At 62.2% G+C, this 26396-nt stretch carries 19 protein-coding genes and 1 riboswitch; of the genes, 9 read left to right on the top strand and 10 right to left on the bottom strand.

What is annotated here, in order from left to right; all coding sequences use genetic code 11:
• Positions 1 to 339: 339 nt before the first annotated feature.
• Both N688_RS19720 and N688_RS19715 read left to right on the top strand, forming a co-directional pair.
• A complete protein-coding gene (locus N688_RS19720) occupies positions 340 to 2400 on the top strand; it encodes a GMC family oxidoreductase (protein ID WP_052890879.1) in 2061 nt (686 codons plus the stop codon).
• Positions 2401 to 2505: 105 nt separating this feature from the next.
• A complete protein-coding gene (locus N688_RS19715; protein ID WP_052890878.1) occupies positions 2506 to 4308 on the top strand; it encodes an ABC transporter ATP-binding protein in 1803 nt (600 codons plus the stop codon).
• On the opposite strand, the gene N688_RS19710 is transcribed toward N688_RS19715, so the two are convergent.
• The 3 genes from N688_RS19710 to N688_RS19700 form a co-directional block, all read right to left on the bottom strand.
• Positions 4305 to 5420 carry a dipeptide epimerase gene (locus N688_RS19710; protein ID WP_052890877.1) on the bottom strand — a complete coding sequence of 372 codons (1116 nt, stop codon included), beginning with the start codon at positions 5418 to 5420 and terminating at the stop codon, positions 4305 to 4307. The two genes, N688_RS19715 and N688_RS19710, sit on opposite strands and share 4 nt — an antisense overlap.
• Before the next feature lie 81 nt (positions 5421 to 5501).
• Positions 5502 to 6659 carry a D-alanine--D-alanine ligase gene (locus tag N688_RS19705; protein WP_052890876.1) on the bottom strand — a complete coding sequence of 386 codons (1158 nt, stop codon included), beginning with the start codon at positions 6657 to 6659 and terminating at the stop codon, positions 5502 to 5504.
• Positions 6660 to 6690: 31 nt separating this feature from the next.
• Positions 6691 to 8160, bottom strand: coding sequence for a UDP-N-acetylmuramoyl-tripeptide--D-alanyl-D-alanine ligase (locus tag N688_RS19700; RefSeq protein ID WP_052890875.1), 1470 nt, complete (start codon positions 8158 to 8160; stop codon positions 6691 to 6693).
• A gap of 293 nt (positions 8161 to 8453) precedes the next feature.
• On the opposite strand from N688_RS19700, the gene N688_RS19695 reads away from it, so the two are divergent.
• Positions 8454 to 9431, top strand: a complete 978-nt coding sequence (locus N688_RS19695) for an NAD(P)H-quinone oxidoreductase (RefSeq protein WP_052890874.1) — start codon at positions 8454 to 8456, stop codon at positions 9429 to 9431.
• Positions 9432 to 9580: 149 nt separating this feature from the next.
• On the opposite strand, the gene N688_RS19690 is transcribed toward N688_RS19695, so the two are convergent.
• Entirely contained in the window at positions 9581 to 10927 is a 1347-nt protein-coding gene (locus N688_RS19690) for a hemolysin family protein (RefSeq protein WP_052890873.1), read from the bottom strand.
• Between the two features lie 509 nt (positions 10928 to 11436).
• Positions 11437 to 11551: riboswitch (TPP riboswitch) on the top strand.
• Positions 11552 to 11978: 427 nt separating this feature from the next.
• Between N688_RS19690 and N688_RS19680 the strand changes: the two genes are divergently transcribed.
• The 4 genes from N688_RS19680 (at position 11979) to N688_RS19665 (ending at position 17182) form a co-directional block, all read left to right on the top strand.
• A complete protein-coding gene (locus N688_RS19680; RefSeq protein WP_052890871.1) occupies positions 11979 to 12749 on the top strand; it encodes an ABC transporter ATP-binding protein in 771 nt (256 codons plus the stop codon).
• Positions 12746 to 13543, top strand: coding sequence for an ABC transporter permease (locus N688_RS19675; protein WP_052890870.1), 798 nt, complete (start codon positions 12746 to 12748; stop codon positions 13541 to 13543). The genes N688_RS19680 and N688_RS19675 overlap by 4 nt, the downstream gene beginning before the upstream one ends.
• Positions 13544 to 13589: 46 nt before the next feature.
• On the top strand, positions 13590 to 14663 hold the full coding sequence (locus N688_RS19670) for an ABC transporter substrate-binding protein (protein ID WP_052890869.1): 1074 nt from the start codon (positions 13590 to 13592) through the stop codon (positions 14661 to 14663).
• Between the two features lie 278 nt (positions 14664 to 14941).
• Positions 14942 to 17182: a WD40 repeat domain-containing serine/threonine protein kinase gene (locus tag N688_RS19665; RefSeq protein WP_052890868.1), complete on the top strand. Its 2241-nt coding sequence runs from the start codon at positions 14942 to 14944 to the stop codon at positions 17180 to 17182.
• A 94-nt stretch (positions 17183 to 17276) separates the two neighbouring features.
• Here N688_RS19665 and N688_RS19660 read toward each other — a convergent pair whose 3' ends face one another.
• Positions 17277 to 17924, bottom strand: a complete 648-nt coding sequence (locus N688_RS19660) for a thiamine diphosphokinase (protein ID WP_052890867.1) — start codon at positions 17922 to 17924, stop codon at positions 17277 to 17279.
• A gap of 357 nt (positions 17925 to 18281) precedes the next feature.
• Here N688_RS19660 and N688_RS19655 point away from each other — a divergent pair, with 357 nt between their 5' ends.
• Both N688_RS19655 and N688_RS19650 read left to right on the top strand, forming a co-directional pair.
• Positions 18282 to 19643, top strand: a complete 1362-nt coding sequence (locus tag N688_RS19655) for an FAD-binding oxidoreductase (protein ID WP_052890866.1) — start codon at positions 18282 to 18284, stop codon at positions 19641 to 19643.
• An 8-nt stretch (positions 19644 to 19651) separates the two neighbouring features.
• Positions 19652 to 20389 carry an SDR family oxidoreductase gene (locus N688_RS19650; RefSeq protein ID WP_052891566.1) on the top strand — a complete coding sequence of 246 codons (738 nt, stop codon included), beginning with the start codon at positions 19652 to 19654 and terminating at the stop codon, positions 20387 to 20389.
• Positions 20390 to 20401: 12 nt separating this feature from the next.
• Here the strand turns inward: N688_RS19650 and N688_RS19645 are convergent, their stop codons facing one another.
• The 5 genes from N688_RS19645 to rpsT form a co-directional block, all read right to left on the bottom strand.
• The gene (locus N688_RS19645; protein ID WP_052890865.1) at positions 20402 to 22990 is read right to left on the bottom strand and encodes an ArnT family glycosyltransferase; all 2589 of its coding nucleotides are present in this window, start codon (positions 22988 to 22990) and stop codon (positions 20402 to 20404) included.
• 227 nt (positions 22991 to 23217) lie between these two features.
• Complete coding sequence (rlmB, locus tag N688_RS19640; protein ID WP_052890864.1) at positions 23218 to 23973, bottom strand: 23S rRNA (guanosine(2251)-2'-O)-methyltransferase RlmB; 756 nt, start codon at positions 23971 to 23973, stop codon at positions 23218 to 23220.
• A gap of 169 nt (positions 23974 to 24142) precedes the next feature.
• The gene (locus tag N688_RS19635; RefSeq protein WP_081839039.1) at positions 24143 to 24967 is read right to left on the bottom strand and encodes a ribonuclease HII; all 825 of its coding nucleotides are present in this window, start codon (positions 24965 to 24967) and stop codon (positions 24143 to 24145) included.
• Positions 24968 to 25104: 137 nt separating this feature from the next.
• Positions 25105 to 25557: a 50S ribosomal protein L19 gene (gene rplS, locus N688_RS19630; RefSeq protein WP_052890863.1), complete on the bottom strand. Its 453-nt coding sequence runs from the start codon at positions 25555 to 25557 to the stop codon at positions 25105 to 25107.
• Between the two features lie 419 nt (positions 25558 to 25976).
• Positions 25977 to 26252 (bottom strand): 30S ribosomal protein S20, encoded by a 276-nt coding sequence (rpsT, locus tag N688_RS19625; RefSeq protein ID WP_052890862.1) that lies wholly within the window; start codon positions 26250 to 26252, stop codon positions 25977 to 25979.
• Between the last annotated feature and the right edge of the window lie 144 nt (positions 26253 to 26396).

Below are 26396 nucleotides of genomic sequence, written 5' to 3'. Positions count from 1 at the left end.
CCCCACAGCCTGCCTGACCTGCCTCCCTCAGACGCCGCACGCCCCTCCCTGCCAGCCGTCAGATGCTCACTACTGCCGGCCTCACGGCTCTGCCCACCTTCCTCTTCTCTGATCAAGACAATTTTGACTGACTGTCAGTCAGCTTTTCTAAGAGGCCCTGAAGGGGCTTGGGAAGCGGTGCGAGGCGTCACAGAGATGCCTGAAGAGCAAGTCGGATTATGCTATACTTACCTACACTATAGAAATATGTCAGCTCTGCACTGTGGCTGCATTGCTTTGCCCAAAATCATGCGACGTTGGCATGATCCAGTGTATTGAGCAAAAGAAGGAGGTAGCTCAATGACCATCTCCTCCACTGTGCTATCACCTATCGTGCAGCGTCAGAGTCCGGGAGCGGCGTGGCTCTCGCCTGCCGAGTTCGCCATTCTGGAAGCCATCTGTGATACCCTGCTCCCCTCGCTGGAGCCGCCCCCCGGCGTGAGTGCCGAAGAAGCCGCCTACTACCGACGGCGGGCCGCTGACCTCCAGGTGGCCCAGCGCATGGCCGAGATGCTGGCCCTGGAAGGAGAAGAGCGCAAAGGGCAGATTCACCAGCTTCTCACTCTTCTCGGCAGTCCGCTCACCTCCCTGCTCTTGGTTGGCAGACCGCAGCCATTCGCGCGCCTGCCCCAGGAGCTGCGCGAGCGCTATCTCCTGGCCCTGGCCAACAGTCCACTTGGCCTGCTGCGCCAGGGCTTCCAGGCCATGAAGCGGCTGGCGGGCTTCATCTTCTTTGCAGCTCTCGATGAGCGAGGTCGCAATCCCAACTGGGAGGTGCTGGATTACACGCCACCCCAGGACCCGCCGGCGACCGTGGCGCGTGCCCTGCAGCCTTTCCCTATCGAAAGCGACACCACTCTGGAGGCCGACGCCGTCGTCATCGGTTCCGGGGCCGGTGGAGGCGTGGTAGCCGGGGAGCTGGCTCGCGCAGGCAAGAGCGTGGTGGTCCTTGAAAAAGGGGGATGTTATAATGAAGAGACCTTTCCCGTTGAGGAAGGGCGAGGGATGACCGAACTCTACCTGCAGCGTGGCCTCCTGACCTCGCGCGACCTCGGCATCACCGTCCTCGCAGGGAGTACGCTTGGAGGGGGCACGGTTGTCAACTGGATGACCTCCTTCAGAACCCCCGAGGACATTCTGGATGAGTGGGCAAGGCAATCAGGCGTGACCGAGCTGACGGGCAAGAGCCTGCAGGACAGTTTCGCTGCCGTCGAGGAGCGCATCGGCGTCAACCTGGAGAACAGCGCTCACAATCGGCAGAATCAGGTCCTGGCCGATGGCTGCGCTGCCCTGGGCTACCATACAGGCGTGCTGCGCCGCAATGCTGTCGGCTGTAACCAACGCTGTGGCACCTGTTGTTTCGGCTGCCGCTATGGCTGCAAGCGATCGACGCTCGCCACCTATTTGCAAGATGCTTTTGAGGCTGGTGCCCGCATTATTGTGAACTGCAGCGCCGATCGCGTGCTGATCGAGCAGGGGCGCGCCGTCGGCGTCGTGGCGAACGTGCGTGATCCCCTGAGTGGGCGTCTCAGCCGCCTGACCGTGCGAGCGCGGGCGGTGATTGTGGCCGCGGGCTCCATTCACTCGCCGGCTCTCTTGCTGCGCTCGGGCTTGAGCAATCCCCACATTGGGCGCCATCTCTATCTGCACCCGACGGCGGTGGTGGCTGGCCTCTATCCTGACAAGATTTACCCCTGGAAAGGGGTCCTGCAGTCGGCCTACAGTAACCAGTTCGGCCATCTGGACGGCACCTACGGCTACAAGCTGGAGACCGCTCCCGTGCATCCGGGGATGCTCGGCGTGGCCCTGCCCTGGTGGTCGGCACGCGACTACCGCCGCGAGCTGCTGCAGGCTCCCTACGTGGCGGCCTTCATCGTCCTGACCCGCGATCGCGGAGAGGGCCGCGTCACTGTCGGCAAAGATGGCGAGCCAGTCATCGATTATGTGGTCTCGGTCTACGATCGCCGCCACTTGCTGCACGGCATAGCCCAGGCCGCGCGCGTGCATTTCGCCGCCGGCGCTCGCTCTGTGCTCTCGCTGCATACGCGGCGCACGCGCATCGATCGCGCCGCCGATGGCACGCTCGATGAACGACAGTTCCATGAGTTCGAGCGCCAGCTTGAGCGCCACGGTCTGGCCCCCAATCGCCTCATGGTCTTCACGGCCCACCAGATGGGCACCTGTCGTCTGGGCAGCGACCCACGACAGGCTGTGGTCGATGGCAATCATGAGGTGCATGGTGTGCGCGGCCTCTTTGTCTGCGATGGTAGCGTCTTCCCCTCGCCCTCCGGCGTCAATCCGATGCTCTCGATCATGGCGCTGGCCCATAGGGCAGCGCAATACATTAAATCAACGCTGTAGGGGAATATGCTCTATCAGTCGAATACACGGAGTAGACCATCACCTTTCAGGCGGCAGAACGAGAGCGAAGAAAATCTCTCATGGAAAGAACGTCTCGTCCGCTTTGTGCGGAGCGTGCCAGGGGCCTTGACCGGCCTGGCACGCTCTCTGCGCCTGGTCTGGGAGACCAACCCCTGGCTGACTCTGGGCCTGGGCCTAACCACGCTGCTGCTGGCCTTCGTGCCAGCTTCGACTATCTATCTCAACAAGCTCCTGCTGGATGCTGTCGTCATGGCCATCAGGGAGAGCGCGCGCGCTAACTACTATCTGCGCCTGATCGCTATCCTGGCCGGGCTGCAGCTGCTGCTCAACCTCCTGATGAGCCTGCTAAGTACGCTGAGCAATACGTTTCAGCAGATTCTCCAGGATGAAACGGCCAGCCGCGTCCAGTACCTGCTGATCGCGCATGCTCATACGCTCGATATGGCCTTTTTCGAGCGCTCCGAATTCTACGATAAGCTGCAGCAGGTGCAGCAAGAGGCCATGCTGCGCCCGGTGATGATGATCTCTGGCACCTTTTCCCTGCTGCGCAACGCTCTCACCTTTGGCTCGATGATCGTCTTGCTGGTGCGGCTGGAGTGGTGGCTGGCCGTCATCGCCCTCGTGGCTCCGATACCTGCCTTTATCGCCGACGCGCGCTACGGCTGGCGCGGCTTTCGGCTCAGACGGCGCCAGTCCCAGGAGCGACGCATGCAAGTCTATCTGGTCAACCTGCTGACCACCGACTCCTATCAGAAGGAGATTAAGATCTTCAACCTGGGACCTTTCTTTATCGAACGCTTTAAGCAGTTCGCCGAGCGCTTCCTCAGCGAAGAGCGCCGCCTGGTGGTACGACGCTATCTTGCCGGTTTCGGCTGGGGAACACTGACGACCCTGGTGAGCAGCGGCACCTTTCTCTATGTGGCCATCCAGGCCATCTATGGACGTGTCTCGATCGGCGACTTGACGCTCTATACCCAGGCCGCTAACTCAGTGCAGAATAACTTTCAAAGTATTCTGGGTGGCTTCTCATCGATGTATGAGCATAATTTGTATCTGGGCACGCTCTTTGAGGTGCTGGCCCTGCGCCCCGAGATGCCGCGCCCGGCCAATCCTATACCACTGGAGCGCCCATTTACGCACGGCATCGAGTTCCGCAACGTGACGTTCTGCTATGAGGGACGGCAGGAGCCGGCGCTGCACAACGTGAACTTTAAGCTGGAGGCTGGCCAGACCCTGGCCATCGTCGGGCGCAATGGGGCTGGCAAGACCACCCTGGTCAAGTTGCTGGCGCGTCTCTACGATCCCCAGGAGGGCCAGATCCTGGTCAATGGTCACGATATTCGCGAATACGATCCCGACGAGCTGCGCCGCGAGATCGGCATCATTTTCCAGGATTTTGTACAGTACCAGCTGCTGGCTCGCGAGAATATCGGCATCAGCCAGGTTGACCTCATTGAGGATCGAGCACGGATCACGACGGCGGCCCAGAAGAGTGGGGCCGACGAGGTGATCGCCCGTCTGCCGCAGGGCTACGAGACGATGCTGGGACGCTGGTTCGAGGAGGGCCACCATCTCTCGGGCGGCGAGTGGCAGAAAATGGCCCTGGCCCGCGGCTTCATGCGCGAGGCCCAGATTCTCATTCTCGATGAGCCGACCTCGGCGCTGGATGCCCAGGCCGAGCATGATCTGTTTGCGCGCATGCGCGAATTGACCCGCGGGCGCATGGCCATCTTTATCTCGCACCGCTTCTCGACGGTACGTGTCGCCGACCATATTCTGGTCCTGGAACAGGGCGAGGTCATTGAACAGGGCAGCCACGAGGAGCTGATGGCGCGTGAGGGGCGCTATGCGGAGCTGTTCAATCTGCAGGCGGCTGCCTATCGCTAGCTGTGCCCGTCGCTCTGCTGCCGGCTGATGCCCAGGCCGCTCTCGACACCCGAGAGATCGTAAAGGCCTCCCCGCTGCTCATAGCCACCGCTGAAGGGGTCGGCTGCCAGTAACATGGGGGTGTCGAGGTCGATGAAGCGGAAACCGCCCAGGCCAGCAACGAAATGGGCGGCAGCGCTGATGGCCAGGCGCGACTCCATCATGGCGCCAATCATGAGCTGCGTGTGGGTGGCCCGACAGACGGCGGCGATGTCGAGGGCTTCGACGATGCCGCTTTTCATGAGCTTGATGTTGACAACGTTGACTGCCCCCATTGCAATGAGGTGGGCGACGTTGGCGGCGCTATAGGCGCTCTCGTCCGCGGCGACCGGGACGCGGCTATGCTGGGTGACGTAGCGCAGGCCCTCGTAGTCGTCTTTGGGGACCGGCTGTTCGAGCAGCAGCGGGCGGATGTCGCGCTCGTCGAGGGCTTCCAGACAGAGCAGGGCTTCGGCTGGTGTGTAGCCCTGGTTGGCGTCCAGGGTCAGACCTACGTTGGGTGCGGCCTCGCGCACCGCCTCGACTCGCGCAACATCTTCGCGGACGTCGCTGCCGACCTTGATCTTGATGATGCGAATGCCGCGTTCGACAGCGGACCGCGCCAGCTCGTAGGCGTGCTCAGGCTCGACCAGGGGAATGCTGAGGTCGGTCTCGACGGCATTGCTGGCTCCGCCAAAGAAGGCGTAGAGCGGTAGGCCGTAGGAGTGTGTCAGGGCGTCAAGGAGGGCCATTTCGAAGCCGGCGCAGACGGAAGACTGGCTGAAATAGAGGCTGCGTAAGAGGCGGGCCAGGCTGCGCCAGTGAGCGGCGTCTTTGCCCTGCAGCAGGGCGGCGCAGCTCTGAGCGGCGGCCAGCGCCGTATTCTGGTCTTCGCCCAGACTCGGCAGGAAGGGCGCGGCCTCGCCGTAGCCGACACTGCCGTCTTCCAGCGTGACAGTAATCAGAACGTTGCGCGCCTCGCTGGTGCTACCAGTGGCAATGGTGAATGGCTCCAGCAAGGGAATGTTGAGCGGCTCAACGCTGACGGCGGCGATGGTGGTGCGAGTGGTGCGTCGGTGATGGATGTGGGCCATGATGCTTTCTCTGTCTCCTGCTTTTCTCTGCTCTGCTTGCTGATGTGATGATGCTGACCTCTGGGCCGTCTGCCTTCCTGGCTAGAGCTGGAGCCGGGTACGGTTGCGCTGCCGATCGGTGTGGCGCTCCAGGGCTAGCTCGATCAGGCGGTCGAGGAGCTGCTCGTAGGGAAGGCCGCTGGCCTGCCAGAGCTTCGGGTACATGCTGATGGTGGTGAAGCCGGGCATGGTGTTGACTTCGTTAATGTAAAGCTGCCCGCTGGCCTTCTCCAGAAAGAAGTCGACGCGCGCCAGACCGCTCAGGTCAAGGGCCAGAAAAGCCTGAACGGCCTGGCGCCGTACCTGCTCGGCGGTCTCCTGTGGTAGGTCTGCGGGTATGACAATCTGCGAGCGGTTGTCGATGTACTTGGCGCGATAGTCGTAGAATTCGTTGCTGGGGATGATTTCGCCTACAACTGAGGCCAGCGGCTCGTCATTCCCCAGAACGGCGCATTCCAACTCGCGGCAGTCAATGCCGCGCTCGACGATGATCTTGCGATCGTATTCAGCGGCGAAGGCAATGGCCTGCTCCAGCTCCTCGCGGTTGTGGGCTTTGCTGATGCCAACGCTGGAGCCGAGGTTAACCGGCTTGACGAAGCAGGGATAGCCAAGCTGGGCCTCCACGGCTGCGAGGATAGGAGCGGGGTCACGCTCCCAGTCGTGGCGACGGTAGACCAGGTAGTCGGCGCTGGGGAGGCCGCGGGCCTGGAAGATCATCTTCATTTTTTCTTTGTCCATGCCCAGGGCGGAGCCAAGAACGCCGCACCCAACGTAGGGCACACCGGCCATGTCGAGCAGGCCCTGCAGGGTGCCGTCTTCGCCATAGGTGCCGTGCAACACCGGAAAGATGACGTCTACCCGGCCTGCTTCCAGGGACTGCCCGACGTTCTCGGGCTGGTTCAGCGGCACCAGGTGTCCCACAGTCGGATCACCAGGCAAGGTCACTGCCAGGCTCTCGCTGAGGACCTGCTCCCCTTGCCCTCTTTCGGCAGCAAGCAGACGCTGCGGATCGGCTCCGAGCAGCCAGCGCCCTTCCTGGGTGATGGCAATGGGTACGACCTCATATTTGTTGGGATCGAGGTGCCCGATGATGGAGGTGGCGGAGGCGATGGAGACTTCGTGTTCGCCCGAGCGACCACCGAAGATGACCCCGACGCGCAGTTTGCGTGCCTCTTGTTGGGGATGCTGCTCGCTCTGCATTTTTGTTGATCTCTCCTTCCTCTCTTCCCTCTTATTGTGGGCCGCCTGCCTGCCCGGCAGAGGCCTCTGGCTCAGCTGGCCACAGGTTGAGCATGGTTTCCATCGCCATGCCGCGAGAGCCTTTGAGCAGAACCAGGTCGGCAGGTTGGACCTCCGCCACCAGCAGAGCTGCTGCGGCGCGCTTGGCCTCTTCCAGGGCGCCACGGTCGTACGGGTCAGCCGGGAAATAGTGGGTGCGCTCCGGCGGTAGACCGGCGGCTCTGGCTCCCTCAGCGTAGTGGCGGGCCTGATCACCAATGGCCACGACGTAGTCCACAAGGCTGCCAAGGGCCTCGCCGGCCCGCCGATGCTCGCGCTCGGCATAGGGGCCTAGCTCGAAGATATCGCCCAGCACGGCCCAGCGCCGGCCTCCTTCCTCGACTGGCGTGGCCTGCATGGCGCGCGCGATGGCGATGATCGATTCTGCGCTGGCATTGTAGCTGTCGTCAATGAGGGTGCTGCCGTTTGGCCCTGGCTTGATTTCGCCGCGTCCTTTAACCGGCGCCAGCGACTCCAGAGCGGCGCGAATTTCGGTCAGGGGCAAGCCCGCGGCGCAGCCAACCGCCGCCGCTGCGAGGGCGATGTAGATGCCGTGGTCCCCAGGAATGTGTAGCTGAACCGGACACTGTTCGCCGTGATAGCTCAGGAGAAAGTGCCGCCCGCGCAGTGGGTCACCGCCATCAGGAATGGCTCGTACCTCGGCCTGCTCGGCGGTGCCGTAGTAGACGACGCGCGCCTGGGTGCGGGCAGCCATGCCGCGTACGCGGGGATCGTCGTAGTTGAGGAAGGCGATGCCATCGGGAGGCAGGGCCTCGACAAGTTCCCCTTTGGCCTGGACAATACCCTCGACCGATTTGAAGAATTCGAGGTGCGCGCTGCCAACGTTGGTAATGACCGACCACTGTGGGCGGGCGATGGTCCTGCAGAGCCAGGCCAGCTCTCCTACCCACTGGGCCCCCATTTCGAGTACGGCGTAGCGGTGCTGCGGCTCCAGCCGCAGTAGCGTCAGAGGATAGCCGATCTCGTTATTATAGGAGGCGAAGGTTTTGTGGGTCGGCGCCTGCCTGCTAAGAACGGCGGCGATAGCTTCCTTTGTGCTGGTTTTGCCGTTACTACCGGTGATACCGATGAAGGTTGTGCCTGGCTGGCGGTGGGCACGCTGGCGGGCGATGGCGTGCAGGGCCTGAAGGACGTCGGGGACGACGATCTGCAAGAAGGACGAGGGGACGTCCTCGGCGGGTTGGCTGCAGAGGGCACCGCCGGCCCCTTGACTCGCGACATCGGGAATGAAGCGATGGCCGTCGACATGCTGGCCCTTGAGGGCAATGAACAGGTCCCCGGGAGCGATCTGACGGCTATCGTGATGGGCTGCTGGGAAGTGGCGCTCCGTTTCCTCGGAGGCCAGACCGTAGAAGCGAGCGCTGTCGCCACAAGCCTGACGAATGTCGCTAAGGGTGAACATAGAAGCTGCGTCCTCTCCTCTGCCTATATCTCCTACCGCTAGTGGGTGATCTCTTGCTCTCTCGTCTCGACCGATTGGTGGACTGGGCGGACTACCGATTCTTGGGGCCATTATATCATAGCCTCTACAGCGCGCCTACGCTCCCGGCTCCTGGATCGGGACCTACCCCACTGCCGCGGCCTGGGGAGAAATGTGATAAGGTTAAAGGAAGGAAGAGAGCACGGGCTGCAAGCAAGCAGCCTGCGGCCCGAGTCTGAAATGGAATCTGCTGATGGAATGGAGGAACAGTTTCGATGCGAGCAGTTGTGATCACTCGTCCAGGAGGACCCGAGGTCCTGGCCGTTCGCGAGGTGCCGACGCCGGAGCCCCAGGGCGATCAGGTGCGTGTGCGTGTTCATGCCGCTGGCCTCAATCGGGCCGATTTGCTACAGCGGGCGGGTGGCTATCCGGCGCCTCCTGATGTGCCTCCCGATATTCCCGGGCTGGAGTTTGCGGGAACCGTGGATGCCCTGGGGCCGCTGGCCCGCCGTTGGCGCCTGGGGCAGCGCGTGATGGGTCTGGCCGGAGGAGGGGCCCAGGCCGAGTACATCGTTGTCCATGAAGGATTGCTGGTAGAAATCCCCGACAATCTCGACTTTGTACAGGCGGCGGGTGTTCCCGAGGTCTTCATGACCGCTCACGATGCCCTCTTTACGCAGGCGGGCCTGCAAATGGGCGAGCGCGTCCTGATCCATGCCGCCGGCAGCGGTGTGGGCACAGCGGCCATTCAGTTGGCCCATGCTGCTGGAGCTGTGACTTTCGGCACTGCGCGCACGGCGGCCAAGCTGGAGCAGGCTCGTGAGCTGGGGCTGGACCACGCCCTCTCTGCTCAGAATTTCGCTGCTGAGGTGCAGCGTTTGACGGGAGGGCAGGGCGTGCAGGTGGTGCTGGACTTCGTTGGCTCCGCTTACCTGGCCCAGAATATGGAGGCCCTCGCTCCCTGGGGCCGCATGGTCATTCTGGCCACGATGGGCGGGGCTCAGGCCGAGATCAATCTCGGGCTGCTGATGGCCAAACGCTTGCAGATTCGCGGCTCAACCTTGCGCGCGCGCAGCCTGGAGGAGAAGCTGACGGTCACGCGCCGCTTTGCCACCTCGGTCCTGCCTTTGTTGGCAAACGGTAAGGTCAGACCAGTCATTGAGCGTGTCTATCCGCTGGAGGAGATTGCCGAGGCCCATCGCCAGATGGGAGAGAATCGTAACTTTGGGAAACTGGTGCTCTCCCTCAGCTAGTTGCTCTCGTATTTTTGGACGCTGACCAGCTCTCGCAAGCGCCGGCGAGCCAGTGACGACTGGCGCTCTCTGGCTGGCTGTGCTCGCCAGTTCGAGAGCAGCTACTCGCCGGCGCGGAGGGCGCTGGTGGGTGGGATCAGGAGCCTGCTTCAGGCGGAGGTCTCTTGCTCGTCTGGGTGGGCCTGCTCGTCTGGCTGTCGCTGGTGGATCAGCACCTTATCGACGCGCCGGCCATCCATATCAATCACTTCCAGCTCAAAATTGCCCAGCGTCAGCCGGTCTCCTTCGTGGGGAATGCGATCGAGGTGAGCCTGCACCAGACCGGCGATGCTGCTGTACAGGCCCCGCTCTTCCTCGGGGATGGGCGGCAGTCCGATCTGTTCGCGAACGGTCTCGTAGCTCTCCAGGCCATCGACCAGCCATGAGCCATCTTCTCGCTGCACAACGCTGCGCTCCTCGTCCACATCGTACTCGTCCTGAATCTCGCCCACCAACTCCTCTAGCAGGTCCTCCATCGTGACCAGGCCGCTCATCTGGCTGTATTCGTCGATGACTATGGCAATCTGGGCCCGCTCGCGCTTGAAGCGGCGCAGCAAATCATCCAGGTGCTGCTGCTCCAGAGCAAAGATCGGTGTGCGCAACAGGCGTAGATAGTCGCGGCTGGTGCTGCCAGTCAGCATGTAGAGCAGATCTTTGGCGTGCAGGATACCGAGAACGTTATCGATCGTGTCGCGGTAGACCGGTAGGCGGCTGTAGCCGCTCTCGCGGAAGACACGTGCTACCTCTTCGAGAGAAGCGCTGGCTTCAATGGCCACAACTTCGCTGCGCGGGCGCATCACCTCGCGCACGGTGCGATCCGCAAAGTGGAGGACACGGCGAATAAACTCCTCCTCTTCGCGCTCGACTGCTCCACTGGTGAAGCCTTCATGGGTCAGGTAGACAATATCTTCTTCTGTGACCTCTGGCTGGGCCTCGGTGCGTTGGCCGAGCAGGCGCAGCAGGAGGTTGGTGGAGAGGGTGAGCAGACCGACAATGGGGCGGGCGAGACGTGACAGCAGGGTCATGATGGGAGCGGCGGCGCTGGCCACGCTTTCGGCGTGCTGCAAAGCCAGGCGCTTGGGGGCCAGCTCGCCGATGACCAGTGTGAAGTAGGTGATCAGCAGGACATCGATGGCCAGCGCCAGGCTGTCAGCGTAGGCGCCGACAACCGGCAGCGTGCGCAGCCAGTCTGCCAGGGGACCGCTCAGGCTGGCGCCGCTGAAGGCTGCTGCCAGGGTGCTGATGAGTGTAATGCCTACCTGGACGGTCGCGAGAAAGCGATCCGGTTCCTCGGCCAGCTCCAGCGCCTGTCGGGCCCGTTGCTTCCCAGCCTGCGCCTGCTGCTGAAGCCTGCCACGCCGCGCCGAAACGGTGGCAATCTCTGAAGCCGCAAAGAAGCCGTTGGCGACCATTAACAGGAAAATAATAAGCAATTCAAGGCCGAGTCTGCCGGACATGCCTCCGCTCTCCTCTCTTCTGTCCTCTTCTCTGCACTCTGATCTCTCTCGGGCACTGTACCAGCAGCCTGACTGGGTGGTGAGTGGAGCGTGATCATGGCCGACGCCTTCCTTCCTTGTCTCGGCCAGGGTATCTGCTCGCGTGGCACCACGCTGCTGTGTCAGGCTCGCACGCTCGGCTAGTGCCCGGCAGGGGTAGGTAGTCTTATTCTAACACGTCCATCGCCGCTGGAGTGAGTATCTGGCAGAAGCTGCCTGGTGGCAAGGGGGAGAGAGCATTGACCCGGTCAGGGCCAGGTCGGGCCGGCCTGCTCTGCTTCCGACTGCACTCTACCTCGCTGGCCTGGAGCGCACTCACTTCACAGCGGTCGCGCTTATGGGCTATAATAGCGGTGCAGGGGCTGGCGAGCAAGCGGTCAAATCGGGAGCGCGGCGCGGCGCCTGCACAGTTTTGATCTCAGGAATCGTCAAGTACAGCGTTGTCTGTCCTGTACTGTCACTCTATCTAATGGCGCTGCTAGGGGAGCCGTTCCAGGCTGAGAGGGCGGCCATCGATGGATGGTTTGCCGACCCTGAAAACCTGATCTGGGTAATACCAGCGGAGGGAAGCGGCGAGCGCATCCGCCCTCGGCGCTCGCAAGAAGTGCAGCAGTCCTGAGCGAGCCAGCCCAGCGAGGGGGATGCGTATGAGCAGCAGCTCTGCCTCATCGCCACGCACCAGAGGCCCATGATCGCCGATTGTCGATACGCAAGCAAAAGCTACCACGGCATCTGCTGAGCGTCACTACGAGATGAGTTGGTAGCGCGTGGCGGCCTCTTTCCCCGCTGAAGAGATTGCTCGCTGCCAGCTCTGAGCTGAGCCGAGGGCAAAGGGGCGAGCCATTCCTGCCAGACCCGCTCTGCTCTACTTTGCGCTTCCTCCCTCTGCTTTGGGTTCCTCTCCCGAGAGTGGCTGTATCGGCCCCTTTCAGCATACCATTCTGCTCTGCGCGGCTATCTACCCAGACGCGCAGATCTGATCTTGTTAGTGACCGATCGTGGAGCAACAGCGATGCCTTCGCCCAAATTGCAGCTTAAGGGGGTCACGCACGGCTACCGGGCCGGGAGACAGAGCGTGGAGGCACTGGCTGGCATCGATCTGACGGTAGACGTGGGCGAGTTTGTGACCATCATTGGCCCCAGCGGCTGTGGCAAAAGTACCCTGTTTAATATCATTGCCGGAGTCGAGGAACCGACCGGCGGCACCATTCTTCTGGATGGCGAGGTCAATGGCGAGCGCGCCGGCAAGACGGGCTATATGCCGCAGCAGCCGCTGCTCCTGCCCTGGCGAACCGTCGAAGAGAATGTCATGCTGGGCCTGGACATTCGCCGGGTCCCGCGCAAGCTGGCGCGAGAACAGGCCCGCGAGCTGCTCAAGCGCTTTGGCCTGAGCGAGTTCGCCGACCACTACCCGGCCTCGCTCTCCGGCGGGATGAGCCAGCGCGTGGCTTTGCTGCGTACCGTCCTTTTTCATCCCTCGTTTCTTCTGTTGGACGAGCCTTTTGGCGCTCTTGATGCCCTGACACGCCTCTCTTTACAGATGTGGCTGCAGGAGCTGTGGCAGAGTCTCCAGGCCAGCATTCTCTTTATTACCCACGATGTCCGGGAGGCCATCCTGCTCTCCGACCGTATCTACGTTTTCAGCGCTCGCCCGGCCCGTGTGCTGCGCGTCGTCGAGGTGGTGCTGCCGCGCCCGCGGCGTCCAGAGCAGCTGGCCACACCCGCGGCGGCCAGCCTCGAACAGGAATTGATCAGCTTGCTGCTGAAGGAGCAGACAGTATGAACGGCGGTGCCTTCAATACGAATACGCTGCGCAAGCTGGCCAGCTATGGACCGGCCATTATTCTCGCCACGCTGCTCCTCGTGCTCTGGGAAAGCTATGTACGCCTTGCTCGGGTGAGTCCGTTCATTCTGCCAGCGCCCACGGCTATGCTGCAGGCGCTGGTCACCAATTGGGACCTCCTCTACGAGCATACCTTACAGACGCTGGTCGAGACCCTGATCGGCCTGGCGATCTCAGTGGTCCTGGGCCTGCTCATTGCTGTACTGCTCGACCTCTCTCCCTGGGTACGGCGCGCGCTCTACCCGCTGCTGCTGACCTCGCAGACCATTCCAATGGTGGCGCTGGCGCCGCTGCTGCTGGTCTGGTTCGGCTACGGCCTGCTGCCCAAGGTCTTGCTGGTGATTCTCTACTGCTTTTTCCCTATCGCCGTGGCCTGCGCCGATGGGCTGCTGAGCGCCGAGCCGGAGCTGATCAAAGTGTTGCGGAGCATGCACGCCTCGCGCTGGCAGATCCTCTGGTTAGTGCGCCTGCCGGGAGCCTTGCCAGCCTTCTTTTCGGGCCTGCGCATCGCCGTCACCTACAGCGTCACAGGAGCCATTGTCGGCGAGTACGTTGGGGCCGAGAAGGGCCTGGGTCTCTATATGGAGACCTCGGCCAACTCCTTTGCTATGGCCAATGTCCTGGCGGCGGTCCTGATTACCGTCGTCCTGACTATTCTCCTCTTTGGCCTGGTGGCCCTCTGCGAGCGCCTGGCCCTTCCCTGGTATTTTACGCAGGCGCGCACGCGGCGCTGAGACGCTGTGTTGTCGCCTTTACTTGACGTGAAAGGAAGCCTCGCCCATGAGCAACCGAACGCGCTTGACAGCAAGCATCGTAATCCCGCTGCTGGTCATTGTGGTGGTCGTAGGGGCCTTTCTCTGGCAGCAGCATGGCGCCGGTTCTGGCACCAGCACTGGCCCCGCTGGCACCGGCACGGCCCGGCCCCTGACGACGGTTAAGCTGGCCCTCGACTGGACGCCTAATACCAATCACACGGGGATCTATGTGGCCCTGGCCCAGGGCTGGTATGCCCAGGAAGGGATCAGATTGGAGGTCCTGCCGTATTCTTCGAACGTCTCGCCCGATGTGCTCGTCAGTACCGGCAAGGCTGATGTTGGCATTAGCTCGACTGAGGGTGTGGTCACAGATGCAGCCCTCGGCCAGCCGGTCGTCTCAATTGCCGCTATTATCCAGCACAATACTTCGGCGCTGGTGACGCTGGCCAAATCTGGTTTGAAGCGTCCGCGCGATCTCGATGGCAAGGTCTACGCTGCCTTCGGGGCACCTTACGAGACGGCGGTGGTGAGCGCCATTATCAAGCATGACGGCGGCAAAGGGGTGTTTCGCAGTGTGACACTGGATGTCGATAGTATGCAGGCGCTGGAGACGGGGCGCGTCGACTTTGTCTGGGTCTTTGAAGGCTGGGAGGTCATTCAGGCTCAGCGCCAGGGGGTGCAGCTGAATGTCTTCCCGGTGACCAGCTATGGCATTCCCGATTACTATACCCCCACGTTGATTACGGGGCCAAGCCAGATCAAGGCGGAGCCAGATCTGCTGCGCCGCTTCATGGCGGCGACCGCGCGCGGCTACGAGTATGCTCGTCAGCACCCGCGCGAGGCGGCGCAGATGTTGCTCACTATGGCCCCCAAAGGCACCTTTCCTGATCCCGGCCTCGTCTACGCCAGCCAGGAGTTCTTGAGTCCGCGTTATGCTGACTCAGGCCGTCGCTGGGGCTGGCAGGACTCCGCTCCCTGGCATGGGTATCCTCAGTTTATCTTGAATACGGGCCAGATCAAGAATAGCGCCGGCCAGGTCGTACGCTCGCTTAACTTCGACTCACTCTATACGAATGCCTACCTGCCTCAGTCTCAGTGATTGAGCGCCTGGCGCTACCAGTCCGGCCCGAGTGGGATAGGTGGCGGCCAACGGAAGAGCGTGCCCGGTCGGCTCCTCCGTTGGCCGTTGAGCTTTTGGGTGGAGGCTGGACTGCAGTGCTGCTCTCCTCAACCGGCCAGAGCGGCTGAGCAGGCAAGGCAGGCGTAGGCCGATACTTCAGCGCACTCTCTTCGTTTCATCAAATAGATGGATATCCTGCCATGCTGGATCTATCTGCTCGATAAGCTGCTCTAGCCTTGGTGTCAAGAACCACCGTTATGCAAACATCCGACCACTACACCTTTTGCCCGACCTGTGGGGCCGCCAACAGTTCGGGAACCCAGGTCTGCCGGCACTGTCAAGCCTCTCTCGCGTCTGCTGCCGATCCAGCAGCCACTGTCGACGCTTCGTCGGCCCAGGAAGCGCCGGCTATCATCAAGATCGAGTCTGATGCCGAAGCGCAGCCGGTAGACAGCCATTCGCTCGTGCCGCTCTGGCCCGGGATGGTCTTGCGGGAGCGTTATCACATTTTGCGTATCTTGGGGCGTGGCGGCTCGGGGGCGGTCTATGAGGCCAGCGATCTGCATGAAGGTGAGCGCCGTGTAGCCATCAAAGAGATCGTCGCCTTCCATCTAGAGCCGCGGGTGGCAGCTGAGACGATCACGGCCTTCTACAGCGAGGCCTCGCTGCTGGCAACCTTGCGCCATCCCAGCCTGCCGGAAGTCTACGAGTATTTTACCGAGCAGGATTGCTGCTATCTAGTCATGGAATTCATCCAGGGCGAGACGCTGGAGGAGCGTCTGCAGCGCAGTCGGGGTGGTCGCCTCCCTCTCGATGAGGCCCTGGAGATTGCCATTCAGCTCTGCACGGTTCTTGAATATTTGCATTCGCGCCCTGTACCTATTATCTTCCGCGACCTGAAGCCGGCCAATATCATGCTGGATAGCGTCTCCGGACGAGTCTGTCTGATTGACTTTGGCATTGCGCGCCGCTTCAAGCCGGGCCGGAGCCGCGATACGCTCGCCCTGGGTTCACCTGGCTATGCGGCCCCCGAGCAGTATGGCAGGGCCCAGAGCACGCCCCAGGCCGATATCTATGGGCTGGGAGCCACGCTTCACCAGATGCTGACGGGCGTTGATCCCTCAGAGGCCCCTTTGCACTTTGCCTCTCTGCGCTCCTTTGATCTGGCCCTCCCTCCTGAACTCGATGAGCTGGTGGCACAGATGGTAGAGATCTCCCCCCAAAAACGGCCAGCCAGCGCGGCAGAAGTACGCCGCCAGCTTGAGTTGATCCACCGCCGTCTTCCTCGTACCCAGCGAGCCCGCAGCCGCGGACAAGGCCAGCAACCATCTCCAGCCCAGGGGAAACGCCGGCGGCCACGAACACAGCTCTCATCTGCAGCGCCGTCAGCCGCCGCCGCTCCTTCGGCTCCGACGCTGCCACGCCGTCTGTTGCTCATGGCCGGACCTTTCGTCCTGGGGGCTGTGGTAGGCATCTTTGGGGCGCGCGAGCTGGACCTGCCCCTGATACCGGCCTCAGCCAACCTCCAGACGCCGACTGTCTTTGCGCGCCTGCCAGCGGCCAGTATGCTCGCATCCCCACGTGTGAGCGTGCACCTGGCCCTGAGCTATAGCGGCCATCAGGCCCCCGTTCGCGCCCTGGCCTTCTCCAGCGACGGGCAGTATCTGGCTTCCGGTGATCTGGCACATGCCGTTCACGTCTGGGAACCGCTCTCTGGTGAGCTGCTGCTGCGCTATGATGATCATCGCGCGGCCATTACCTCCCTCGCCTGGCTCCCTGGCACCGGCGTGCTGGCCTCGAGCAGCGAGGATGGCACAGTGCAGGTCTGGGATGTAGCACGACAGCGGCGTCTGCTCGTGTATCGGGGCCATCGGGGCGCCGTGCGGGCAGTCAAGGGGAGCGCAATAGGTGTATTCGCCTCGGGGGGAGTCGATGGCAGCGTGCAGGTGTGGGATGCCAGCACTGGCGCGCGCAGCTTGCTGCTCCTGGACAGGAGCCGTGTGCCGATCAACGCTCTGAGCTGGTCGCCGGCGACTACCACCCTGGCCTCTGCCGATGAGCAAGGCAATGTACTGCTGTGGGACACGAGCAGTGCGGCGCTGAACGGGCGTCAGACCATACTCGATGTTGTGAGCGGGCAGCCTGTGGCTCTCCTGGCGCTGGCCTGGTCGCCCGATGGCTCGCAGCTAGCGGGAGCCGGCGCCGACGGCCAGGTTGTCTTGATCAGCCTCCAGGGCAGCGCCTTTCTGGGCGGTCAGGTCGTCTCAGCGTCCCCCTGCACTGCCCTGGCCTGGTCGCCGGATAGTCGCCTGCTGCTGATTGGCAGCGGCAATCAGGCCACCATCTGGCTGGCCAGTGCAACCGCTTACAGTCCACTCTACACCCATCAAGAGCAGGACGGGAGCGTGGCGGCAGTGGATTGGTCACTGGATGGCGGGCTGCTCGCTTCCGCGGGCGGGAAGAGCGTGCGTGTCTGGAGTGTAAGCAGCAGCGGCTAATACTCGCGGGAGCTGGAGATGGCTGAGCAGGCGGTAAGGCGAGCGAGCGCGGGCGTCTCCAGGCCGCTGGCTGCCGACGGCGGCCTGGACCGGATCAGAGGAGGCTGCTGCTCGTGTGGATGATCAATAGCTGGCCGCTGACCAGGGCGATGCTGGCCTCCGGCTGGATTAGCTGGTTGCTGACGCCGCGGGGCCGGCCAAAGACGAGCGTCTCGCCGTGCAGCGGATAGTACAGTCCCTGGGTAGAGACGCCCTGCGCATCACCTGCCAGCGGCAGCAGCGAGACCAGGTCGCCGGTCTGACCACGGACCTGCGTGGTCCCAGGGCCGCGCAGGAGCCAGCAGATGGAGGGTCCATCGACGAGACGCACTGTCACCTGATCATAGGCTGCCAGCAGCAGCACGTTTGCCAGGGCGTGATCGCAGCGTGTCCCGCCCAAGGCGCCCAGAATGGTCACAGCCGTCGCCCCTTGCTCAAGGGCGTACTGGAGCGCCAGCTCGCTATCGGTCTCATTCTTCTCAGTGGGCGTTTGCACAAAACGGCAGCCGGCGGCCTCAAGTTGAGCTGCCAGGGCAGGCGCGAGCGAATCCAGGTCGCCCAGCACAACTGCTGGCTGCCGGCCCAGGCGAAGAGCGCTCTCAGCGCCGCCGTCTGCCGCCAGAACCAGATCCGCCTGGCGCAGGACCTCCTCAACCAGGACGCTCGGGCGCAGCGTTCCACCGGCGAAGATTACCGCCTGCATCTCTGCATGTGGACTCCTTTCGGCCAATTCTTGTCGCCGCCCGGCCTGGTCCGGTCAGGACGGCGGACTGCTCTTGACTGGAGAGCATTGTACCATCTCGTCGGCATAGCAAACGAGGGCCAGAAAGGGGCAGAGACGTGCAAAGCGGCGAATAATGACGTACAATGGCCCTGATTGGCTGGAAGGCTTCTGGCTGTCCGCTGCATTCTCCCTCGCTACCCATCGGTGCAGTGAGTGAGTGTGCTCCCTCTTGCTGTCGGCCTGTCAGCCTGCCAACGAGCCAACGTGTAGCTCTCTTGGAGCGTTGTCCGTTCTACAGGTGGAAGTCTTCACTTCGCCACGTGGGGGAAACAAGCGATGCTTTCCACGCAAGCGATACCGCAATCATGGGGGCGCTATCCGCGCGTCAAGCCTGCGCGCGTCATACCGATCTACTGGCGTGATCAACTACCCGATCTGCGGACCCTGCCCGGGCCGCTGCTGGCCTACGGCTATGGCCGTAGCTATGGCGATAGCTGCCTCAACGAAAATGGAACAGTGCTGGCGGTCAGTCACCTGCGGCGTTTTCTGGCCTTTGATGAGGAACAGGGCCTGTTGCGCTGCGAGGCCGGGGTCTCGCTGGCCGAGATTCTGGACCTGATTGTGCCTCGGGGCTGGTTTCTGCCGGTCTCTCCGGGCACGAAATTTGTATCAGTGGGTGGCGCCATCGCTAATGATATTCACGGTAAGAACCATCACAAGGCTGGAACCTTCGGCTGCCACATTACGCGCTTCGAGTTGCTGCGCTCGAATGGCGAGCGTCTGATCTGCTCGCCGACCGAGAATCGTGAGCTGTTTGAGGCGACCATTGGCGGCCTCGGCCTGACGGGCCTGATCCTCTGGGCCGAGTTTCGCCTGAAGCGCATTCACAATCCTTATATTGATATGGAGCGAATCCGCTACGATTCGCTCGAAGAGTTTATGGAGCTGTGTGCCGAATCCGACGAGCAGTATGAGTATACGGTGGCCTGGGTCGATTGCCTGGCGAGCGGTAGCAAGCTCGGACGGGGGATCTTTATGCGCGGCAATCATAATCAGTCGCCCGAATATGCCCGCAAGTCATTACCGCGCAAGCTACCACTGGCTGTGCCCGTTGATCTGCCCTCTTTTACCTTGAATACGCTGACGCTGAAAGCCTTCAATACGCTCTATGATCACTCGCAGCTGCAGAAGCGCGTCTTTAAAGTTGTCCCCTATGAACCCTTCTTTTATCCTCTGGATTCTATCCATGACTGGAATCGCATGTATGGACCGCGCGGCTTCTTCCAATATCAGTGTGTGGTGCCTTACGATCAGGGCTACGATGTCATGAAGGAGATCCTGCAGCGCATCAGCCGCTCCGGTCAGGGTTCCTTCCTGGCGGTCCTGAAGAAGTTTGGAGACGTGCGCTCGCCTGGCCTGCTCTCTTTCCCGCGTCCGGGCCTGACCCTGGCTCTGGATTTTGCCAACCAGGGGCCGAAGACGCTGCGCCTCTTTGATGAACTGGATGCGCTGGTACGCGAGAGCGGCGGGGCACTCTATCCGGCCAAAGATGCGCGTATGCACGGTGAGGATTTCAAGCGCTTCTTCCCTCGCTGGGAGGAGTTTATGCGCTCTATTGATCCAAAGTTCTCATCCAGCTTCTGGCGACGGATGGCCCTTGTTCCTTCGCGGGAGCAGTCTGCCACGGTAGAGGTTTGACTATGGTGTTGCAGAAAGTTGTGATTGTTGGAGCGACCTCGGCCATCGCCTACGAGGCAGCGAAGTGCATGGCGGCCCGGGGCGCCGAGTTGTTTCTGGTCGGGCGCAACCCGGCAAAACTGGAGACGGTGGCCGCCGATCTGCAGGTACGTGGGGCTCAGCGGGTCGAAACCTTCGTTCTGGATGTCAACGATGTGGCGCGTCATCAGGAGATGTTCGACGCCGCCGTGGCGGCCTTCGGCTGGTTGGATGGCCTGCTCATCGCTCATGGCACCCTTGGCGATCAGCGCAAGTGCGAGCTGAGCGTTGAGGAGACGCTGCGCGAGTTCCAAACCAATGCCCTCAGTGTGATCGCTCTGCTGACGCTGGTCGCGAATTATTTTGAGCAGCGCGGGCGCGGCTGCATTGCGGTGCTCTCTTCGGTGGCAGGAGATCGTGGGCGCCCCAGCAACTATGTCTATGGCGCTACCAAAGGGGCGGTCTCGATCTTCTTGCAGGGCCTGCGCGCTCGCCTGGCCAAGCACGGCGTGGCCGTCGTGACCATTAAGCCAGGACTGGTCGATACGCCGATGACGGCTCACTTGCGCAAAGGACTCCTCTTCTCTAGCGCGCGTCGCGTTGGGCGCGGCGTCTACCGCGCCATGCAGCAGGGCCGTCCGGTGGCCTATTTGCCCGGCTACTGGCGCCTGGTGATGCTGATCATTCGCCTGATTCCGGAACGGGTCTTTCAGCGTCTCTCGCTCTAGCCTGCTTGCGGCTCAAGACAGAGGCAGGTAGTTGACCTGGCCATGCGGGCCGATCTCCAGAAAGTAGAGAGGACGCCCCGGAAAGGCCCGCCGCAGACGCGCGAACTCCTCTGGCTCGCTGGCCCGGGCGTAAATGATGTCTCCCTGCTGTAAAAGGGGATCGTTGAGGGCGAAGAGGACGAAGTCGTAGAGTGCCAGGTCGCTGGTGACGACAATGGCGTGATGCACCGGGGGCTGGTAAATGGCCTGCAGATCGATCTGCGTTCCAGCTGGCAGCCCGCTGTAGTTCTGATAGAGGCTGATCTGTCGCGGAGTGTAATACAGCACGTTGCAGGCCAGCAGCGCGACGAAGAGCAGGGCTGTCAGCCGGCTGCCCTGGCCAGACAGACCGACCAGGGATGACCCGGCGGTTGGCTTTTGCTCCATCGTCGTTGGTGCGGAGACAGCTGTCTCATGCTGAGGCTGAGCGGCCCGGCTGGCTGAATGGCCCCGCAAAACCTGCCTCACACGCCGGGCGACGGCCTGCTCGCTCTGGGCCAGCGCTACCAGGCCGCGGGCGCTCAGCATGAGCAGAAAAGGAAGCGTCTCGTACAGATAGCGTGGCCCCAGATAGATGCCGTGGTAAAAGTAGCCCACGAAGGCCAGGGCGATGGCCGCCGTCCCGGCTAGCAGCAGCCAATCTGTGGCATGACTCCGGCCACTGACGAAAGGCAGCAGAGGCAAGGCCAGCGTGAGATAGAAGGGCCAGCCGAAGAGGTCGATAGCCAGAATGGTCAGCTGCTCGTCGAGATTGACCAGGCCGGTGGCCAGGGTGTGGACGCCGTAGAAGCCGATCCCCTGGCCAAAGCCCCAGCGGTCACCGGCGAAAAACAACTCGCGCGGTGTGATCAGCGGATCACCCGTCAGGGCCAGGTTAAACAGCAGATCAAGGGTGAAGAAGAGCAACAGGATCAGGCTGGAAGCGAGCAAGGCCCGCAGCCAGGAGCTCGGCCAGGGACGCCAGCGCCGCCAGGCGACAAAAAGGGTGGCGCCACCCAGCATAGCGATATAGAGCAGCGCCACCTGCTCGCGCGTCAGATAAGCCAGCCCGAAGCAGAGCGCCGCCAGAGGCAACCCCCAGAGCTTGTGCTCCTGCTGGAAGCGCAACAGCGACCAGAAACCCCAGACAAGATAGAAGAGCGTGATGGTGTGACTGAGATAGGAAGCCGCCAGATAACTGTAAAACGGCGAAGAGACCCCGAGCACCACGGTTAGCGTAGCGACTGTGCGGTTGTAGAGGCGCGCGGCGATGAGGCCGATCCCCAGCAGGGCGAACGTCCCCAGGACCGGCTCGACGGCGTAAGGCAGGCCCAGCCAGAAGCCGGGCACCAGCGTGAGGGCGGTGCCGGGAGGATACTGGGCAAACCAGCGACCTGCGAACTGGACCATGAAGGGACCAGGGAAAAGGTCTGGTGTGGGTGGCTGGGGTACCGCTAGCCGTCCCTGAGCATACATCTTGGCGGCGAAGACGTAGGCGGCGGCGTCATAGATATGGGGCTGACCATTGTATTCGACGCGCGCAATCCAGAGCGTGTAGCCCAAAGAGCCGATCAGGGCGAGCAGAGCCAATGGATGCAGCGCCGTTGTCAGGCGCCGCCACCAGCCCGTGAGAACGTCAGGCAGAACGTGGCTACGGCTGGCTCCGCGGAAGGTAAACCAGGGCCGCTTCCGACTGTGAGCACCGCCAGAGCGCTCCTGGCTCATGGGTGGCGAGATAAGTGGGCGCCGAGCGATAACCAGCCACTGGCACCCGAAGAAGCTGATACTCGTCAAGGCGCCGCTGACCAGTGTCAGCAGGAGCAGCAGAGCCGTGGCCCAGAGCAGCGAGCGCACCAGGGTATCAATGACCTCGGCCCCGAAGGGCGCGGCATCGAGCGGAAAAAAGACGGCCCTCATAGGCTGCGCTGACCCTGTTTCCTCTTGAGAGGACAGTTCAGAGGTCAGCCAGATCAGGCTGAGGCTGCGGTTATTACGATCTAGCGTAATCTGCAGCATGCCGCCACTGGCGGTCATCAAAATCAGCGAGCGTGGAGTCTCCGGTCGTTGCAGCTCAAGATGCAGGCGCAGCGTCGTGCTCCCCGGCAGACTCACCGTCGTCGAGGAGGCAGGCCAGGCCACGGCCCGTATCAGATGTTGACCGCTCCAGACCTCCAAATTGCGCCAGCGACTACTCCCCTCTAAGTCGCGCATCCAGCTTTGAAAGCGATAGTACCATGAAGAGGAAATACTATGAATATACGAGGAGTCGAGCGTGAAGTTATTGGTACTATCGCTACCGTCGATCTGGTACTCATGCAGCGCAGGGTCCTGGGATGGCAAACGCAGCCCTATCAGAGGCGCCAGGTGGCCTAGAGAAAGACGCTGGCTCCCCACGAGCAGCGTCGTCGTTCCCGCTTGGCTCACCACCTCTACTGGCAAAGCGACCCGATAGCAGCAAGCATCGGCCCCCAGCAAGAGCAGCAGCAAGCCAACCAGCAGCAAGCAGCGCCGGAGCCAGGGAACCTCTCGGCCTTGCTCTCGCGTCAGCCTGGTCGAAGGTAGGGCCTGTGCCCTGCCTCTCATGCTCATCCTTCCACCTGACCTGCGCCCCGCCAGGAGCGCATCCCGCAGCGACATCGACTATTCCTGCTCTTCGCAGCCTTACTCGTTCCAGCCACCACCAGCAATCGCCCTCTCTCTGCTAGATGCTGCCCCGTGTGCAGGAAGGCGAAATAGCGCTCCTGCCTGCTGTGGGGTCCACAAGAAGGAAGCCGGCCAGTCCTCCATGAGTGTGGGAACCTGGGGAGCACTCACGACTTGAGGCGCTTGCCCTGCTCCTGCTGGCGCAGAGCCTCATAGAGAACGATACTTCCGGCGACCGCCGCATTCAGCGACTGGATACGCCCGCGCATAGGGATGCTTACCAACAGATCGCAATGTTCGCGGACGAGGCGGTGCAGTCCCTTAGCCTCGCTGCCCACCACCAGCGCCAGCGGTCCTGTCAGATCGGCCTCAGTATAGCGCTGACGAGCGCTGGCGTCCAGGCCGATGACCCATATATTCTGTTGCTTCAAAAACTCAATACAGCGCGTCAAGTTTGTCTCGCGAGCGATCAACAGATGCTCGGTCGCGCCGGCGGAAGTCTTGACCACAGCGGGCGTGATATCGGCGGCGCGGTGCTCTGGAATAACAACCCCGTGCACGCCGGCGGCCTCAGCGGTGCGCAGCAAAGAACCCAGGTTCGTCACGTCCTGTAAGGAATCCAGAATCAGCACAAAAGGATCTTCCTGGCGTTCGGCGGCGTAAGCCAGGATCTCATCGAGGCTGACATAACGTCGCGACTCCACCACCGCAATACAGCCCTGGTGGACAGAGCCGCTACTTAACTGATCGAGGCGGGGACGAGGCACACTCTCGATGGGGATCGAGCGTCGTTGCGCCTCCTCGACGATGGCCCGGAGAGCTGGCGCCTCGCGCAATCCCTCGGCCAGAAGCAAGCGCTTGACCCGGCGCGGCGAGCGCAGAGTCTCCAGCACTGGATTGCGGCCCCAGACATAATCGGGCATAGCACTTCCTCAGCAGACGAAAGTCAACGGAACAGACCTAGTCGATAAAGCAGAGCAAGCAAAGGACCCCTCCAACCTGCCAGACCGATGATATCTGGCCTGACTGGCTATCGAGCCGGAAAAGAAAGGACAGCCTGTCGAAGAGAAGGAAAACCAGGCTGTCCTCTGGCTAGAACCGGCCATCGTCCACCTCTTCCAGGGACTCCAATGGCATGGCCGGAAGAGGGGTGGCTGCACCCTCAGACTCGGGCAGGGCACTGAAGAGGCCAGCGACCAGCTCGCGTACTGGGGCAAAGCTTCGACGGTGATGCGGACTCACGCCATAGCGGCGCAGGGCGGCAAGATGGGCCTCCGTCCCATAGCCCTTATGGCGATCGAAGCCATAGACGGGAAACTCCTCGTGAAGGCGCTCCATCAGGCGATCGCGTGTCACCTTTGCAACCACAGAGGCGGCAGCAATGGAGAGGCAGCGTGCATCACCCTTGATCAGGGGGCGCTGAGGCAGAGGAATCCCGGGTAGCGTCAGCGCGTCCAGCAACAGGGCCTCGGGCCGAATCTGTAGCTGGGCCAGAGCCTCGCGCATCGCCCAGCGGGTGGCCTGCAAAATATTGCGTTGATCGATCAACTCCACCGAGGCTATGCCCACGCCCACGGCGAGCGCCAGCTGTTGAATCACCGCATACATTCGCTCGCGCTGCGCGGGAGTCATCTGTTTTGAATCGCGCAGCTTCGTACGTAGAGACAGAGCCGCCGAATCCTGATCAGATCCGCTGGCGAGCGTATCGGACACCGGCGTCAGCCGGGCCAGGCGCTCGACAGGAAGGATGACGGCAGCGGCCACCACTGGGCCGGCCAGGCAACCACGGCCAGCTTCGTCCAGTCCGGCAACGAAACGATACCCCTGGGCAAGCAGTGCCAGCTCTTCCTCTAAGGTCGGCTCCATGTCCTCTCTCTGCTGCCTCGGTTTCGCGTCCGTGCTCCTCCTTTCTCGCACCAGCCGTCAGGGCCCAGCCGCGAAGCGGGCGAACAGGCGAACGAACGAGCAGACGAACGGGCGATGAAGAGAGAGCGAGCAAAGGAGAAACAGCGGAGCGCCTCACCAGAGTATAGAGAAGGCTGCCCGCGGGGGAGCTACGCCTCGCCCCTGCGCTCCTCGCGAGCTGCGGCGGCAGCCTCTCGGGCGGCGATCTCGGCCTTGCGCATCGGACGGACCTCCTTCAGGCGGGCCGACTTGCCGGAACGCTCACGCAGATAATACAGCTGCTTACGGCGCACCCGCGCATGACGGAGCACCTCAATCTTTTCAAGGCGGGGCGAATGGAGCAGAAAAGTACGCTCGACACCGATCCCATGCGCGGCGATGCGGCGCACTGTAAAGGTCCGATTAACGCCGCCGCCGTGCAAGCGAATCACCACACCCTCGAAGGGCTGAACGCGCTCATCTTTGCCCTCACCGACGCGCACAAGCAGGCGGACCGTATCGCCGGATTTAATCTCCGGCACATCCTTGCGCATCTGCGAGCGCTCCACTGCCTCCAGCAGGGCGCGCCCGGCGGGCTTTGGAATCTCCTGTTTCTCGGCCATATTCCCAGAAACCTCCACTCCGCTCCGTTACGCCACCAGGGCAGACGACCATGAAAGGGCCTGCTCTCTGAATGTCAATGTCAAAGCAAAGGGTATGCTCTCTAACTGACCAACTGGCTCACTGCCGTCGTGCCGGAGCCGGGCAAGCAGCGGCCAGGCCGTGCGGTCCGGCTGGCTCTGATCCTGGTAGCGCCTGGATAGACGGATTGAGACAACATAAACGCAGGCGGCAATAAGCCGGCTTCTCAATAAAGCGGCCTCTTGCGCTGCTCTTTCTCGTAGAGAAGATCACTTGTACTGAAGAGAGGCCAAAGGCTCTCTTCACCTGCTGCGGGCCGACGCTCGCACCCTGTCTCTTGCTGGTTGCTGATAAGGCCCCGGCCCGACTCCCACCTGGCTGACGAGCTACCGACCAGGGCCTACTGAGGGGAACTCGCGGCTTTCGCGCTATTGAAGAGTTTCATCAAACGCGACTTGCGGCGCGCGGCATTGTTGGGATGCAGCACACCTTTCTTCACGGCGCGATCCAGCGTGCTAATGGCTTGGCGCACCGCCGCCTCAGCATCAAGGCCACTTGCAATCGCCAGGCGAGCTTTCTTAATCGCCGTCTTGACCGACGACTTCACGCTGCGGTTATATAAACGCCGCTTGCGCTCCTGGCGCAGGCGTTTCTCCGCTGACTTCGTGTTGGGCATAGAAGCTTATCGAACCTCCCCGCTTCCTTAGCGATAATCACACGACAGCTACTCGTTGGCGCCTTTCACTCACACGACGAGGGCCTGGCTGCTGGCCGTAGCAGCTCGCCCCTGATAGCCTGACGCTCTGCTCTCCTTGCGGCG

The sequence above is a fragment of the Thermogemmatispora carboxidivorans genome (assembly GCF_000702505.1).
GTDB lineage: Bacteria > Chloroflexota > Ktedonobacteria > Ktedonobacterales > Ktedonobacteraceae > Thermogemmatispora > Thermogemmatispora carboxidivorans.
Note: the sequence above shows the minus strand (reverse complement) of the source record. Positions and strands in the feature narration are given on the sequence as shown.

What these genes read in the sequence shown, in the direction of transcription:
- N688_RS19645 (WP_052890865.1), bottom strand. Translation starts at nt 22,990, where the DNA reads ATGAGAGGCAGGGCACAGGCCCTACCTTCGACCAGGCTGACGCGAGAG.
- N688_RS19720 (WP_052890879.1), top strand. Translation starts at nt 340, where the DNA reads ATGACCATCTCCTCCACTGTGCTATCACCTATCGTGCAGCGTCAGAGT.
- rpsT (WP_052890862.1), bottom strand. Translation starts at nt 26,252, where the DNA reads ATGCCCAACACGAAGTCAGCGGAGAAACGCCTGCGCCAGGAGCGCAAG.
- N688_RS19665 (WP_052890868.1), top strand. Translation starts at nt 14,942, where the DNA reads ATGCAAACATCCGACCACTACACCTTTTGCCCGACCTGTGGGGCCGCC.
- N688_RS19710 (WP_052890877.1), bottom strand. Translation starts at nt 5,420, where the DNA reads ATGGCCCACATCCATCACCGACGCACCACTCGCACCACCATCGCCGCC.
- rlmB (WP_052890864.1), bottom strand. Translation starts at nt 23,973, where the DNA reads ATGCCCGATTATGTCTGGGGCCGCAATCCAGTGCTGGAGACTCTGCGC.
- N688_RS19655 (WP_052890866.1), top strand. Translation starts at nt 18,282, where the DNA reads ATGCTTTCCACGCAAGCGATACCGCAATCATGGGGGCGCTATCCGCGC.
- N688_RS19705 (WP_052890876.1), bottom strand. Translation starts at nt 6,659, where the DNA reads ATGCAGAGCGAGCAGCATCCCCAACAAGAGGCACGCAAACTGCGCGTC.
- rplS (WP_052890863.1), bottom strand. Translation starts at nt 25,557, where the DNA reads ATGGCCGAGAAACAGGAGATTCCAAAGCCCGCCGGGCGCGCCCTGCTG.
- N688_RS19695 (WP_052890874.1), top strand. Translation starts at nt 8,454, where the DNA reads ATGCGAGCAGTTGTGATCACTCGTCCAGGAGGACCCGAGGTCCTGGCC.
- N688_RS19675 (WP_052890870.1), top strand. Translation starts at nt 12,746, where the DNA reads ATGAACGGCGGTGCCTTCAATACGAATACGCTGCGCAAGCTGGCCAGC.
- N688_RS19690 (WP_052890873.1), bottom strand. Translation starts at nt 10,927, where the DNA reads ATGTCCGGCAGACTCGGCCTTGAATTGCTTATTATTTTCCTGTTAATG.
- N688_RS19670 (WP_052890869.1), top strand. Translation starts at nt 13,590, where the DNA reads ATGAGCAACCGAACGCGCTTGACAGCAAGCATCGTAATCCCGCTGCTG.
- N688_RS19680 (WP_052890871.1), top strand. Translation starts at nt 11,979, where the DNA reads ATGCCTTCGCCCAAATTGCAGCTTAAGGGGGTCACGCACGGCTACCGG.
- N688_RS19660 (WP_052890867.1), bottom strand. Translation starts at nt 17,924, where the DNA reads ATGCAGGCGGTAATCTTCGCCGGTGGAACGCTGCGCCCGAGCGTCCTG.
- N688_RS19700 (WP_052890875.1), bottom strand. Translation starts at nt 8,160, where the DNA reads ATGTTCACCCTTAGCGACATTCGTCAGGCTTGTGGCGACAGCGCTCGC.